Origin of the sequence: Sinomonas sp., assembly GCF_051955515.1 — a bacterium.
In the GTDB taxonomy this organism is placed as follows: domain Bacteria; phylum Actinomycetota; class Actinomycetes; order Actinomycetales; family Micrococcaceae; genus Sinomonas.
In genome coordinates this window covers 1-13,035 of the sequence record NZ_JBQCGQ010000049.1, presented here as the reverse complement: position 1 = coordinate 13,035, position 13,035 = coordinate 1, and the positions used below count along the sequence as shown (strand labels likewise).

At 69.5% G+C, this 13,035-nt stretch carries 14 protein-coding genes; 6 read left to right on the top strand and 8 right to left on the bottom strand.

Annotated features, from left to right (window positions below):
- The first annotated feature begins 50 nt into the window (after nt 1–50).
- Nucleotides 51–1,253 carry a Fic family protein gene (locus tag ACTHL9_RS02675; RefSeq protein WP_440517129.1) on the top strand — a complete coding sequence of 401 codons (1,203 nt, stop codon included), beginning with the start codon at nt 51–53 and terminating at the stop codon, nt 1,251–1,253.
- Between the two features lie 17 nt (nt 1,254–1,270).
- Here the strand turns inward: ACTHL9_RS02675 and ACTHL9_RS02670 are convergent, their stop codons facing one another.
- Nucleotides 1,271–2,293 (bottom strand): LLM class flavin-dependent oxidoreductase, encoded by a 1,023-nt coding sequence (locus ACTHL9_RS02670; protein ID WP_440517128.1) that lies wholly within the window; start codon nt 2,291–2,293, stop codon nt 1,271–1,273.
- Between the two features lie 233 nt (nt 2,294–2,526).
- Between ACTHL9_RS02670 and ACTHL9_RS02665 the strand changes: the two genes are divergently transcribed.
- A complete protein-coding gene (locus ACTHL9_RS02665; RefSeq protein ID WP_440517127.1) occupies nt 2,527–2,916 on the top strand; it encodes a hypothetical protein in 390 nt (129 codons plus the stop codon).
- A gap of 6 nt (nt 2,917–2,922) precedes the next feature.
- Here ACTHL9_RS02665 and ACTHL9_RS02660 read toward each other — a convergent pair whose 3' ends face one another.
- The 4 genes from ACTHL9_RS02660 to ACTHL9_RS02645 all read right to left on the bottom strand — a co-directional run bounded on the left by ACTHL9_RS02660 (nt 2,923) and on the right by ACTHL9_RS02645 (nt 6,937).
- Nucleotides 2,923–3,585 (bottom strand): GntR family transcriptional regulator, encoded by a 663-nt coding sequence (locus ACTHL9_RS02660; RefSeq protein WP_440517126.1) that lies wholly within the window; start codon nt 3,583–3,585, stop codon nt 2,923–2,925.
- Nucleotides 3,586–3,652: 67 nt separating this feature from the next.
- The gene (locus ACTHL9_RS02655; RefSeq protein WP_440517125.1) at nt 3,653–4,651 is read right to left on the bottom strand and encodes a transketolase family protein; all 999 of its coding nucleotides are present in this window, start codon (nt 4,649–4,651) and stop codon (nt 3,653–3,655) included.
- Nucleotides 4,648–5,574 carry a transketolase gene (locus tag ACTHL9_RS02650; protein ID WP_440517124.1) on the bottom strand — a complete coding sequence of 309 codons (927 nt, stop codon included), beginning with the start codon at nt 5,572–5,574 and terminating at the stop codon, nt 4,648–4,650. The genes ACTHL9_RS02655 and ACTHL9_RS02650 overlap by 4 nt, the downstream gene beginning before the upstream one ends.
- 22 nt (nt 5,575–5,596) lie before the next feature.
- Nucleotides 5,597–6,937 (bottom strand): MFS transporter, encoded by a 1,341-nt coding sequence (locus tag ACTHL9_RS02645; protein WP_440517123.1) that lies wholly within the window; start codon nt 6,935–6,937, stop codon nt 5,597–5,599.
- Between the two features lie 177 nt (nt 6,938–7,114).
- Between ACTHL9_RS02645 and ACTHL9_RS02640 the strand changes: the two genes are divergently transcribed.
- From ACTHL9_RS02640 to ACTHL9_RS02625, 4 genes are read left to right on the top strand one after another with little or no spacing between them, the layout of a single operon-like run.
- Nucleotides 7,115–7,939 carry a sugar phosphate isomerase/epimerase family protein gene (locus tag ACTHL9_RS02640; RefSeq protein WP_440517122.1) on the top strand — a complete coding sequence of 275 codons (825 nt, stop codon included), beginning with the start codon at nt 7,115–7,117 and terminating at the stop codon, nt 7,937–7,939.
- A gap of 47 nt (nt 7,940–7,986) precedes the next feature.
- Nucleotides 7,987–8,760, top strand: coding sequence for an SDR family NAD(P)-dependent oxidoreductase (locus ACTHL9_RS02635; RefSeq protein ID WP_440517121.1), 774 nt, complete (start codon nt 7,987–7,989; stop codon nt 8,758–8,760).
- Nucleotide 8,761: 1 nt separating this feature from the next.
- Complete coding sequence (locus tag ACTHL9_RS02630) at nt 8,762–10,513, top strand: dihydroxyacetone kinase family protein (RefSeq protein ID WP_440517120.1); 1,752 nt, start codon at nt 8,762–8,764, stop codon at nt 10,511–10,513.
- Nucleotides 10,510–10,977: a ribose-5-phosphate isomerase gene (locus ACTHL9_RS02625; protein ID WP_440517119.1), complete on the top strand. Its 468-nt coding sequence runs from the start codon at nt 10,510–10,512 to the stop codon at nt 10,975–10,977. Before ACTHL9_RS02630 ends, ACTHL9_RS02625 begins: the two co-directional genes overlap by 4 nt.
- A gap of 9 nt (nt 10,978–10,986) precedes the next feature.
- Here ACTHL9_RS02625 and ACTHL9_RS02620 read toward each other — a convergent pair whose 3' ends face one another.
- The 3 genes from ACTHL9_RS02620 to ACTHL9_RS02610 all read right to left on the bottom strand — a co-directional run.
- Nucleotides 10,987–11,904 carry a hypothetical protein gene (locus tag ACTHL9_RS02620; protein ID WP_440517117.1) on the bottom strand — a complete coding sequence of 306 codons (918 nt, stop codon included), beginning with the start codon at nt 11,902–11,904 and terminating at the stop codon, nt 10,987–10,989.
- Nucleotides 11,905–11,932: 28 nt separating this feature from the next.
- On the bottom strand, nt 11,933–12,436 hold the full coding sequence (locus ACTHL9_RS02615) for a DUF456 domain-containing protein (protein WP_440517116.1): 504 nt from the start codon (nt 12,434–12,436) through the stop codon (nt 11,933–11,935).
- Between the two features lie 124 nt (nt 12,437–12,560).
- Nucleotides 12,561–13,035, bottom strand: a 475-nt coding sequence (locus tag ACTHL9_RS02610; RefSeq protein WP_440517115.1) for a malic enzyme-like NAD(P)-binding protein, incomplete at its 5' end; no start/stop codon positions are given.

The window sequence follows — 13,035 nt, the reverse complement described above, 5'->3', positions numbered from 1 at the left end:
GCACCCTTAACTCGGAATTACGGCTACGCTATTCCGAGTTAGGAGGACTCATGCAGCAGCCCATCGCCATTCCGCCGCATGCTCGCCGGGTGGATCCCTGGCGGCAGGGAAATCGTGGTGGCACTGCTGCGGATCGGCGCCCAGGTGAGGTCGAGGTTCGCCTCCCGCCCGAGATCCGCGATGTCGACTTGGCCGCGCCATCCGCGCTCAGCGCCGAGATCGAAGAGGCCACCCGCGAGATAGCCGCGATCGACGCAACTCACGGCGAGCACCTGGCCTCGCTGTCGACGCTGCTTCTCCGTGCAGAGTCCGTCGCTTCCTCGAAGATCGAGCATGTGGAGGCCTCGATCGACGACTACGCTCGAGCCCTCCATGGAAGCCAGGCAAATCCGTCTGCTGCTTCGATGGTGGCCTCGACCAGAGCCCTGGATGACCTCATCCACTCCGCGGAACACGGCCGCCTCATAAGCCTCGACGCCGTGCTGCGCGCGCATGCCATCTTGATGGCCGAGGATCCGAGCGAACGCGAGTATGCCGGCAGAACCAGGACGATGCAGAACTGGATCGGCGGATCCGACTACTCGCCCCGAGGGGCCATGTATGTGCCTCCGCCGCCGGACATGGTCGCCAGCTACCTCGAAGACCTTCTCGCCTTCGCGAACCGGGACGACATCAGCGTTCTCCTCCAGTCCGCCGTGGTCCACGCCCAGTTCGAGTCGATCCACCCATTCACCGACGGCAACGGGCGCATCGGGCGCGCGCTGGTGAACACCGTGCTTCGCCGTCGCAAGACGACCCAGCGCGTCGTCATACCGCTCGCCTCGGCTCTCGTCGCCAACCGCGAAGCCTACTTCGATGCACTCAACGCCTACCGCGAAGGCGATGCCGCACCGATCGTCCGTTCCTTCACCACTGCGGCGAGGATCGCAGCGAGCGAATCTCGTGCGACGGCGGCCCGCCTCGCTTCGATGCCCCAGCAATGGATTGAAGACTCCGGCCGGCCAAGAGCGGGAAGCGCGGCCGCGAGGATCATCGGGGGGCTCCTCGACGCACCCGTGTTCTCGGCGGATGAAGTTGAGATGCGCCTCGGCAGCTCCGCCTCGAGCCTCTACGCCGCAATAGAGCGGCTCCAGGAAACAGGCGTGATCCGTCCGCTCACCCAACGCAAACGCAACCAAATCTGGGTCGCGGCATCCCTCGCCGATGAGCTCGAGGATCTGGGAGTGAGGATCGCTGCGCTCGCCAGAGCTTGAGCGGCCCGCAGGGCCCGCTAGGCCGCGACCTGTTCCCACTCCTCGGCGAGGAGGCTGAAGCTCCGCTCTCGCAGGGCCGGGTCGTGGGAATACCCGGTGAGGATGACCTCGTCCACGCCGTAGGATGCCGCGAAGGTGCGGAGGAACTCGGCAGCCTCGGCCGGAGTGCCCACCGCCGAGACGCGCAGCGCCGACGCGGCCATCTGCTCCTCGTGTGGGGCCCAGTCCAGCTCGCGGACGGGAGGCCTGATGGGACCGCGCTGGCCGCGCCGGATGCCGAGGAACATCTGCTGGTGGGACGTGAAGAGGTGCTCGGCCTCCCCGTGGGTGGGGGCCACCATGAGGTTGGCTCCGGCCATGACGTAGGGTTCGGCGATCTGGGCCGTCGGGGCTGAGGGGTTGAACATCTGGCGGTAGGTCCAGATCGCCTCGCTCAGCTGGAACGGTGCGAAGTGGCTCGCCGCCGCGTACGGAAGGCCGAGCTGGCCGGCGATGGCCGCGCCCGCCGTCGAACTCCCCAGGACCCAGAGCGGGACGTGGGTGCTCCTGGCGACCTCGGCATGGACGCCGAAGGACAATTGCACGGACTCAGCGTCGTCCTCCTGCGCTCCGAAGTACCACGAGAGCAGGCGGATGCTGTTCGCGAAGTTCTGCTCGTCGTCGTCCCTCGCCCCGCGGCGGAGGAACGCGGCGGTGCGAGGATCCGTGCCTGGGGCGCGCCCGAGCCCCAGGTCGATGCGTGGTCCATACAGGTTGGTCAGGGTGCCGAAGGATTCGGCGACCGAGAGCGGCGAATGGTTCGGGAGCATGATGCCGCCCGAGCCGACGCGGATAGTGCTCGTCGCGGCGGCAGCGTTCGCGATGAGGAGCGCTGTGGCGTTCGAGGCGAGGGCCTCGGTGTTGTGATGCTCCGCGTACCACAGGCGCCGGTACCCTGCCTCCTCGACGGCGCGGGCGAAGCGAGTGGCGCTCGCGAGGGCGTCGGCGACGGTGGATCCCTGAACGATCGGGGCGAGGTCAAGGACGGAGAGGGCAGTCACATGGTCGGCAACCCCGAGGTCGTCCGGCTTGTTCCCCTCGGCGCTCAGATGTGGCCCAGTTCACGATGAACGACTAGGTTTGTCACGTTCGATAACGTCTCCATTGCTTTTCCACAACATCACGGTCAGCGGCTTGAATACCCCCTCATGTGATAGGTGAGAATGGTGTTGTCCGGTGAGGCAGGTGGGCCCCTGGATTTTCCACTCAGCGTTCTCTGGGGATGGGAGACAACGTGGACGACGGAACTGTGGTCGCGAATCTCGTGTACAGCGGCACCCTCATGATCGGCGGCGTCATGCTGCTGATCCTGTTCGTCTCGCTGGTCATCACGCTGCTTCTGGCGGGGGCTGCGCAGACCATGATCTCGATCGCCAAGCTCGGCGCGAAGGTCTTCGTCTACCGGCCCGTGCATTCGAGCGCCGAGGCCACCGCTACCGACCACGTCCGCAGCGCCGTCGTCGCCAAGGCGGACGCGATCCTCGCAGCAGCCCGCACCGAGGAACCCGCCCGCACCGAGGAGCCCGCCCGGGCCAAGGCCGCCGAGCGAGCCCCTCTAACCCTCGCCTATTCCGACCGCACGGGACCCTTCACGGGCACCCAACCGCTGGTCAAGGCCGGCTGACGCGCCTCAGTCTTCACTTACGAGGTTGTTCGAAGCGGACTCCATGTGGGCGAGGATGGTCTCGCGAGCGGTCACCGCGTCCCCCGACTCGATCGCGTCGACAATATCCCGGTGCCGGTCCACGCTCATGTTGCTCGTAGCCCGCTCGAGGCCCGCGAACATGATGGACATCCGGATGGAGCCCTCGAGGGACTGCCACTGGTGAAGGAGCGTCTCGTTCCCGGAGAGCCGGCATAGGAGCCGGTGGAAGTCCAGGTCGGCCTCGATCCGGTCCTCGAGGGAACGTCCCGCCGCCTCGTCCATGTTCTCGAGCGCGTCGCGCAGTTCGCCCACCGCTTTCGCACGGCGCGGCTGATCGATGAGGGTCCGCGCGGCCAAGGACTCGAGCACTCCGCGCACCGCGAAGATGTCCCGGATCTCCTTCGGATCGAGGTGTCGCACGCTCAGGCGGCCGCGCGGGCCGGCCGAGGCGAGGCCCTCCTGCTCGAGTTGGCGAAGGGCCTCGCGCAGCGTTCCGCGACTGATGCCGAGCATCTCGGACAGCTCCGTCTCCACGAGGTGCTGGCCTTGGCGCAGCTCACCGGAGGTGATGGCGCGGCGCAAGGCGGCGAGCGCCTGTTCCCGCAGGCTCTTCTTCTCGAGGCCGGGCAGGGTCGCTCCGATGGCCATGGGTTCCTCCCCTTGCAGTGTCAACTGTCATCCGACAATCGTTGACACACATGATAGACGTCTGGGCTCAGCCGAGTTCGGCCAGGACCTTCGCGACGATCCGGTCCACGCTCAGCCCGTACTTCGAGTGAAGCGTGGGCAAGGCGCCGGCGTCGAGGAACTCGTCCGGAAGCCCGACGGGCACCACGCGCCGCGCCTGCCCTGCGCGCACCAGTGCCGATGCGACCGTTTCGAACAGGCCGCCCACCACCGTGTGGTTCTCGAGGGTCACCGCGAGCCTGTCCCCCGCCAGCTCGGCGAGGACCGTGGCCTCGTCGAACGGCTTGATCGTGGGGGCATGGACGACGGCGACATCCACCTTGTGCTTCTCGAGCTCGGCGGCTGCCTGGAGCGCGCGCATGGTCATGAGCCCGGAGGAGACGAAGACGACGTCGTTGCCGCCCCGCAGGACCTTGGCCTTGCCGAGCTCGAACTCGTAGTCATACTCGTCAAGGACGGTCGGGACCTTGCCGCGAAGGAGGCGCAGGTACGTCGGCCCGTCCGAGGCGGCGAGCTGCGGGACGGCTTGGGCGATGTCCAGCGAGTCGCACGGATCCACGATCGTCAGATTCGGCATGCCGCGGAAGATGGCCATGTCCTCGGTGGCCTGGTGCGACGGCCCGTACCCTGTGGTGAGGCCGGGCAGGCCGCCCACGATGTTGACGTTCAGGTTCGGCTCTGCGATGTCGAGGCAGATGAAGTCGTAGGCGCGCCGAGCGGCGAAGACCGAGTAGGTCGAGGCGAACGGCACGAGGCCCGCCTCTGCCATGCCCGCGGCCGCGCCGAAGAGCAGTTGCTCGGCCATGCCCATCTGGAAGAACCTGTCCGGGTGTGCCTCGGCGAAGATGTGCATATCGGTGTACTTGCCGAGGTCTGCCGTGAGGCCCACGATCCGCGGCTCGGCCTCTGCGGCCGCCGCGAGGGCGTGGCCGAACGGAGCGGACTCGGTCTTCTGACCCGGATCCGCGAACGAGGCGATCATGGCCGAGGTCTTGAGCCTCGGGGTCTTCACCGCTGCCGTGCTCATGCCTGCTCCTTCTGATGCTTCAGTTCCTCGCGCGCCGCCCGGCCCGCCTCGAGCTGCTCGACGCAGATCGACCATTCGTGCTCTTCGATGCGCATGAAATGCGCCTTCTCGCGCTGCTCGAGCAGCGGAACTCCACGCCCCCCCTTGGTGTCGCACAGGATCACTGCAGGTGCCCCCACGCCGGTGTCGCCGTCGTCGCCCGCCTCGGAGAAGGCGGCGTCGAACGCCTCTAGCAGCGCCCCGACGTCGTTCCCGTCCACGCGGAACACCCGCCAGCCGCAGGCCGCCCACTTGTCCACCACCGGCTCGGTGCGGAGAACCCCTGCAGTCGGGCCGTCGGCCTGGAGCGCATTGATGTCCACGACGGCGGTCAGCCGGCCGAGCCGGTGATGGGCGGCGCCCATCGCGGCCTCCCAGGTCGAACCCTCGTCGAGCTCGCCGTCGGAAAGGAAGTTCACGATCCGCGCGGGGTTGCCGCGGTGCCGCAGCCCGAGGGCCAGGCCGACGGCGATCGTCAGCCCATGCCCCAGGGACCCGCCAGAGATCTCCATGCCCGGCGTGTAGGTCGACATGCCTGACATGGGCAGGCGCGAGTTGTCGGAGCCGTAGGTCTCGAGCTCTTCAACCGGGATGATCCCGGCCTCCGCGAGGGCCGCGTAGAGGCCGATGGCGTAGTGGCCGGTGGAGAGGAGAAACCGGTCGCGGCCCTCCCACTCCGGATCCTCCGGCCGGAAGCGAAGCTGGTCCGCGTACAGGCACGCGAGGATGTCGGCGGCGCCGAGCGCCTGGCCCACGTAGCCCTGGCCCTGGACCTCGCCCATGAACAGTGCGTTGCGGCGGATCCGGTGGGCGGCTGCCTCGACGGCGGCACGGCGCTCGGCCCAGGCCGCGGGGATGCGGGATTCGATCGTCGGGGATGTCATCTGAGCGGGACTCCTCTGCTGGCTAGTGGCTGTTGGCCGGGGCGGGCGTCTCGGCGGAGATCCGCTCGGCGGCCTCCCGCTCGCGGCGTCCCCAGGTCTCGCGGGTGGCGATGGCGGCCCAGAGGCCGATCGCTCCGTAGGCGCTGAAGAGCACCGCGGGGCCGATCCAGCCGAAGCTCACGAAGAGCAGGGTGGTGATGAACGGCGTGAAGCCGGAGACCATCGCCGAGATCTGGTAGGCGAGCGAGGCGCCGGACGACCGGGTCTTGGCCTGGAACAGCTCCGGGAACCATGCACCCTGGGCCCCTGCGAGGGAGTTCTGGCACACGGCGTACGCGAGCACGATGGTCGCGATGATGAACAGGAAGAGGCCGGTGTTGACGAGCAGGAACATCGGCACCCCGAACAGGACCGCAAACGCGCACGACCAGATGTAGACAGGCCGGCGGCCCACCTTGTCGGTAAGGGCGCCCCAGGCCCAGGTGGCGAAGATGCCGATGGCCGAGGCGATGCACAGGGCGATGAGCGTCTGGTTCTTGTCCGCGAGCTTCGTGGAGTTGAGGTAGGAGATCATGTACGTCACTGAGACCGCGTAGCCGGCCGTCTCGGCGATGCGGAGGCCGATGCCCCGGAGGATGTTCCGCCAGTCGCTGCGGATCACCTCGGTGATGGGCGACTTGGCGAGGTTTCCGCTCTCCTTGACGTCCTCGAAGACGGGCGACTCGGGCACCTTGGAGCGGATGATGAGGCCCACGATCACGAGCGCGAGGCTCGCGAGGAACGGGATGCGCCACGCCCACTCGCTGCCGAGATGAACGCTGAACAGGAACACGAGGTTGGCCAGGAGCAGGCCTACGGGGAAGCCCGCCTGCACGATGCCGGTCACGGCACCCTTGCGGCGCCACGGGGCATGCTCGTAGCTCATGAGGATCGCGCCGCCCCACTCGGCTCCGAACGCGAGGCCCTGGATGATCCGCACGGCGACCAGCAGCGCGGGAGCGAAAACCCCCACCATGGCGTACGTGGGAAGGAGGCCGATCGCGAACGTTGCGATGCCCATGACGATGAGGGAGGCCACGAGGACCGGCTTGCGTCCGAGGCGGTCGCCGAGGTGGCCGCCGATGATACCCCCGAGCGGGCGGGCGGCGAAGCCGACGCCGAGGGTGGCGAACGAGGCCAGCGTGCCGGTGACGGGGTCCGCGCCCGGGAAGAAGGCCGTGCCGAAATAGAGGGCCGCGGCGGTGCCGAAGCCGATGAAGTCATACGTCTCGATGACGGCCCCGACGGCCGAACCCACGGCGACGCGCTTGGCGTCCTTGGTGCCGTGGACCGGGCCGCGCATGGCGAGAGCCTCGTTGCTCATGGGCATTTCCTTCCGGATCAGATGAGGGAGTCGATGTGTTGACAGTCGACATCGCTCCCTCAGTGTGCCCCATGTCACTTCCGAATGTCAACATCCTCCTCCTTAGGTTGACTGTTAACAGTTGAACGCCGTAACGTGGTTGATGTCACACCACCAGCTCCCATCCGGAGGACAAGGATGTTCCACGACCGACTCGGCTGCTCGTCGATCAGCTTCCGCCATCTGCCGCTCGGCGAGGCCCTGGCCACGATGGTCGGGCTCGGCTTCGAGGAAATCGACCTCGGCGCCCTTCCGGGTGTCTGCGATCACGTCCCCTTCGAGCTCACCGACGCAGACATCGAGGGCGTGGCGGCCCGCGTGACAGAGTCAGGCCTGCGGGTCCGCTCGGTCAACGGCGATATCGGAGATCTCAATGCAGTGCTCGACGACGACGTGCTGGCAGCGCGCGAGGCTCACCTCGACCGGCTGCTCACCCTCACGGAGAGAGTGGGCGCCAAAGCCCTCGTGCTCCCGTGCGGCGCCCTGAGCCCTGACCCGGAGCGGAGCCTGGAGCAGGACCTCGATCTCGTGGCCGAGCAGCTCGCCGCTGCCGCCGAGCGCGCGGCCGGGTTCGGCGTTGAGCTCTGGACGGAGTCTCTGCACTTCTACCGCCTCTGCGGGACCCTCGACCGCGCTCTCGCCCTCGCAGGCAGGCTCGACGGGACCACGGTGCGGCACGTCGTCGACCTCTCCCACGTGGTCGCCTCAGGGGGACACCCCGAGGAGGCGATCCGCTCGCTCGCGGGCCGCATCGCCCACGTGCACCTGCGCGATGCCGTGCCGGGGAACATCAACCTCAGCGTCGGCAACGGCGCTGTGGACTTCGCCAGCGCCCTCGAGGCCCTGCGCGACGCCGACTTCGACGGGCATTTCTCACTCGAGCTCGAGGCCCACGACCTCACTCACGAAGAGCGGCCCGCCGCCGCAGCCAAGGCGTGCAGCTTCATCAGCGACCTCATCTGACCCACCGATCCACCGATTCAGCACAGATTCTCAACAGAAGGAACACCATGAGCACCACCCAGCGCACCGCCATCCTCACCGGAGCCACGTCAGAGAAGGGCATCGGCCTCGCGACCGCCCGCCGCTTCGCCAGCGAAGGCTGGGGCGTCGTCATCCTCGACCTTGACGGAGAGAAGTCCGCCAAGACGGCCCAGGACATCGCGAACGAGTTCGGCGTCCCCGCCTTCGGACACGCGATCGACGTCGCGGACGAGTCCTCCGTCGCCGCGGCCCAGTCCGCCGTCGCCGCCGAGGTCGCCGGCGGGCGCCTTCCCGTGATCGGCGCGCTCGCCAACATCGCCGGCATCACCTCCCCGGTTCCGTTCCTCGAGACCGACCTCGCCCTCTGGAACAAGGTCATGGCCGTCAACGCGACCGGGACGTATCTGGTCACGAAGGCGTTCCTGCCCGCCATGCTCGAGGCCGGATGGGGCCGCATCGTGAACATGTCCTCCGTGTCCGCCCAGCGCGGCGGCGGCGTGTTCGGCCGAGTTCCCTACTCGGCCGCGAAGGCCGCGATCCTCGGCTTCACGAAGGCCCTTGCGCGCGAGATCGCCCCCTCGGGCGTCACGGTCAACGCCATTGCGCCGGGCGCCGTGGACACGAACATCCGCGTGGGCAGCACGGACGAGCAGGAGGCCGCCATCGCGCGCGACATCCCCCTCGGCCGCACCGCCACGACCGACGAGATCGCCTCCGTCATCACCTGGCTCTCCTCGGACGGCGCTTCGTACCTCACGGGCACCACGGTGGACATCAACGGCGGCAGCCACATCCACTGACATGACACGCATCTCGAACGATCCCGCCGACTTCGCGGACGAGGCCCTTGCCGGCTTCTGCGACGTCCACGCGGACCTGGTCCGCCAAGTTCCCGGCGGTGCGGTGCGCCGCCGCCGCCCCGCGCGGCCGAAGGTCGCCGTCCTCGTCGGCGGCGGCTCGGGTCACTACCCCGCCTTCGCCGGCCTCATCGGCGCGGGATTCGCCGACGGCGCAGTCGTCGGCAACATCTTCACCTCGCCCTCCACCCAGCAGGCCTGCACCGTGGCCCGCGCGGCGGAGTCGGGGGCTGGTGTCGTGTTCACGTACGGGAATTACGCGGGCGACGTCATGAATTTCGGTCTGGCCTCCGAACGCCTCGCGGCGGAGGGCATCCCTGCCGCAAACGTCCTGGTCACGGACGACATCGCCTCCGCGCCCGCTGCAGAGATGGACCGCCGGCGGGGCATTGCCGGCGACTTCGTGGTCTTCAAGGCCATGGGTGCCGCCGCCGAGGCGGGATACGTCCTCGACGACGTGGTGCGGGTCGGTCGCAAGGCCAACAGCCGCACCCGGACTCTGGGCACCGCCTTCTCGGGCTGCACCTTCCCCGGCGCAGGCGAGCCCCTGTTCACACTTCCCGACGGCCACATGGGTCTCGGGCTCGGCATCCACGGCGAGCCCGGCCTCCGGGACGTCCCGCTCCCCTCCGCCGCGGAGCTGGGCCAAGCCCTCGTGGAGGGGGTGCTCGCGGAGGCGCCCGACCCATCGGGGGCGCGAATCGCCGTCGTCCTCAACGGACTCGGCTCCACGAAGCACGAGGAGCTGTTCGTCCTCTGGGGCACGGTGGCGCCGCTGCTGCGCGCGGCCGGGTACGAGATCGTGGCTCCCGAAGTCGGGGAACTCGTGACGAGCCTCGACATGGCCGGGGTCTCGCTCACGGTGACCTGGCTCGACGACGAACTCGAGGAACTCTGGCTCGCTCCCGCGGAGACGCCGGCGTTCCGGCGGGGCTCGATCCTGGGCTCAGCCGCCGACAGCACAGACGACCGGGCCGAGGCAGCCGAAGTCCTGTCCTCGCCCGACGTCCCGGCTCCGACGGCGACCGTCTCCTCACGCGAATACGCCGCAGCCTGCGTCGGGGCGTTGGAGGAAGCCTCCGCCAGGCTCGTGGAACTCGAGGCCGAGCTGGGTGCCATGGACGCGGTCGCGGGCGACGGCGACCACGGCCGCGGCATGGTCCGCGGCGCCGGGGCGGCCGTTGCTGCCGCGGCTCAGGCCCTCGAAGCAGGCCACGGGGCTGGATCCGTCCTGGCCGCGGCTGGCGACGCCTGGGCGGACCGGGCGGGCGGGACCTCGGGCGTGCTCTGGGGCGCCGGCCTGCGGGCGTGGGGCGAAAGCCTCGGGGATCTCGAGGCGCCGAACGCCGACGGCGTCGCGAAGGCAGTGTCGGCCTTCGCCGCGCGGATTGCCGCGCTGGGCGGTGCCCAGCCCGGCGACAAGACCCTCGTGGACGCTCTCGTGCCGTTCGAGAACGAGCTGCGCGGCGCCGTCGGCCGCGGGAACAGCCTCGCCGAATCGTGGGAAGAGGCATGCGCCGCAGCGCAGGCTGCCGCTGCCGCGACGGCCGGGCTCACTCCGCGCAAGGGCCGGGCCCGACCCCTCGCCGAGAAGAGCGTGGGCACACCCGATCCCGGCGCGACGTCCCTCGCCGCCGTTTTCGCGGCGCTCGGGCCCGCCATCATCGCCGCAACCACCGAGGAGGTCCCCGCATGAGCGGACTGCGCATTGTCATCGGTTCGGACGAGGCCGGGGTCGACTACAAGGAGGCCCTCCTGAAGGACCTCCAGGGAGACGAGCGGGTGGCCGAGGTGATCGACATCGGCGTGCACCGCGAGGCCGAGGACTTCACACGCCCGTACCCCTACGTGGGCCTCGCCGCGGGGCAGATGATCAGCGAGGGCAAAGCCGACAGGGCGCTCCTGCTGTGCGGCACCGGCATCGGCGTCGCGATCGCAGCGAACAAGGTCCCCGGGATCCGGGCGACGACCGCGCACGATTCGTTCTCCGTGGAGCGCTCGATCCTGTCGAACAACTGCCAGGTCCTCACCATGGGCCAGCGGGTGGTCGGGCTCGAGCTGGCGCGGCGACTGGCCCGCGAGTGGCTCGGGTACACCTTCGACCCATCCTCGGCCTCCGCCGCCAAGGTGCAGGTGCTCAGCGACTACGAGGGCTGCTGAGCACCTGCCTCAGTCGGGGTGCTCGCCCGTGAGCCTCTCGAAGTCACGGAGCCAGACCTCTCGGACCTCCGCATCCTTGGCGCGCTTGGCACCCGGCTTGAGGCCGCCGTCGTGCGCCCGCCGAAGAGCCGACCGCCGGCCGACGCCCATGAGCAGCAGCGCCCGCTCGGTCATCGCGGCGTGGCGCAGCGGGAGCGAGGTCCGACGGCGGCGGGTCACCTCGCGGATCGCGTCGTGCGCGTCGCTTCGTCGCCCCAAGGAGCGCAGCGAGCGGGCGCGCAGCAGCAGGAGCGCGGCGGCGAGGTCGTCCCGGTTGGTGAGGCCCTCGGTCCACAGGACCACATCGCCGGGGCGGCCGAGGAGCTCGGCGAGGCGGCTCGCCGCGAGGGACGTCGGCAGCGACGGGGGCAGCTGGGCGAGGGCCGCAAGCGCCTCGCGGGGGTGGCCGATCTCGCGCAGGCTGTGCGCGAGCGCGAGGCACACCGCTTCTTCGCTGAACAGCGCCTCGACGCTGATCCCCTCCGACAGCTCGATCCACAGCGACCAGGGCTCGAGGTAGTCGGCCGCGAAGTGGGACGCCGCCTGCTCGTTCTCCCCCGCGAAGCCCCGCTGGATCAGCTCGGCGGCCTGCGCGTGCTGATGGGCCCGGTACGCGAGCAGACCGGCCATGACGTAGCAGAGCCCCGACCAGCCGGGGTACGAGCGGGCCAGGAGGACGAGGCGCTCGGGCTCCTTGTCGCGGAAGACCGCCTCGAATACCGCCCTCTCGGGCTTCGACGGGAACCGCCGCAGCTTCGGCGCGCCACCACGCTGACCCGCGCGGCTCAGCAGGCCGCGGACAGGCGAGAACACCCGCACGCCGCGGAACGGCGTGAGGTCGCGAGGGTCGCGGAACGAGTGCTGGCGGTCCACTTCGCTGGAAGCCATGGCCTCCATGCTAATCAAGGCCGCCATGTCAGCGGTTCGCAAAGTAGATCCAAGCCCCGATGACCCAGACCGTGGCCGCGGTCGCCGCGAAGCCGAATTCGATGAGCATCCCGAGGCCGAGGGCCTTCAGCGCCTCAACCGACGACGACGCCGCCACCCCCAGATCCCGCGTCCGCACCCACTCGCTCCCGAGCAGGCCCAGGGCGAAGCCGACGAACAGGCCCGCGACCGGGATTACGAACAGACCCACGATCGCCGCGATGGCGCCGACCACGATCGAGCTGTTCGGCACGTTCCGCGCGGCGAGGCGTCGGCCGGTCAGCACGTACGACGAGCCCATGCCCGCCGCGAACAGCACCGTCCCGATGGCGAACACCGTCCAGCCATTCGCGCCTGATCCCCCGAACAGCGCCCACTCGAGGAGCGCGAGGATCCCCAGGACGCTTCCGGGCAGCACCGGCACGATCGTGCCGGCGACCGCAATGGCGAGTGCGAGACCGGTGATGAGGGCAGCGAGAGCGGGTCCATCCACTCGCCTTATCCTACGGGCCGCCCTCCCGCCGCCCTCCCGCCGAGATCGGGCCCCATGACGCCGAGATCGGGGCGGGTGGACGACGGCGTCCGGGCACCCGCCGTCGTCCGCCCGCTTTCCGGGGCTACTCCCCGGGCACGACGGCGGCGGCCACTGCCGCGGTGACGGCGGGGGCGACGCGGGGGTCGAGCGGGCTGGGGACGATGTAGTCGGCGGAGAGCTTGTCCTCGGCCAGCTCGGCGATCGCCCTCGCTGCGGCGAGCTTCATCGCCGGGGTGATCCGGCGGGCCCCGGCGTCCAGGGCGCCGCGGAAGATCCCGGGGAACGCGAGCACGTTGTTGATCTGGTTCGGGAAGTCGCTGCGCCCCGTGGCCACAACCGCCGCGTGCCGGCGGGCGACCTCGGGGGCGACCTCCGGGTCCGGGTTGGACAGCGCGAACACGATCGAGCCCTCGGCCATGGACGCGATGTGCTCCTCGGGGACGGTGGAGGAGGAGACGCCGATGAACACATCCGCGCCGGCCAGGGCGGCGGCGGTGCCGCCGGCGACGGCCCTCGGGTTGGTCCGGGCGGCGTACTCGGCCTTCATCCCGGTCAGG

Coding starts and splice junctions, on each gene's coding strand:
- ACTHL9_RS02675 (WP_440517129.1), top strand. CDS start 51: ATGCAGCAGCCCATCGCCATTCCGCCGCATGCTCGCCGGGTGGATCCC.
- ACTHL9_RS02660 (WP_440517126.1), bottom strand. CDS start 3,585: ATGGCCATCGGAGCGACCCTGCCCGGCCTCGAGAAGAAGAGCCTGCGG.
- ACTHL9_RS02655 (WP_440517125.1), bottom strand. CDS start 4,651: ATGAGCACGGCAGCGGTGAAGACCCCGAGGCTCAAGACCTCGGCCATG.
- ACTHL9_RS02650 (WP_440517124.1), bottom strand. CDS start 5,574: ATGACATCCCCGACGATCGAATCCCGCATCCCCGCGGCCTGGGCCGAG.
- ACTHL9_RS02645 (WP_440517123.1), bottom strand. CDS start 6,937: ATGAGCAACGAGGCTCTCGCCATGCGCGGCCCGGTCCACGGCACCAAG.
- ACTHL9_RS02640 (WP_440517122.1), top strand. CDS start 7,115: ATGTTCCACGACCGACTCGGCTGCTCGTCGATCAGCTTCCGCCATCTG.
- ACTHL9_RS02635 (WP_440517121.1), top strand. CDS start 7,987: ATGAGCACCACCCAGCGCACCGCCATCCTCACCGGAGCCACGTCAGAG.
- ACTHL9_RS02630 (WP_440517120.1), top strand. CDS start 8,762: ATGACACGCATCTCGAACGATCCCGCCGACTTCGCGGACGAGGCCCTT.
- ACTHL9_RS02625 (WP_440517119.1), top strand. CDS start 10,510: ATGAGCGGACTGCGCATTGTCATCGGTTCGGACGAGGCCGGGGTCGAC.
- ACTHL9_RS02620 (WP_440517117.1), bottom strand. CDS start 11,904: ATGGCTTCCAGCGAAGTGGACCGCCAGCACTCGTTCCGCGACCCTCGC.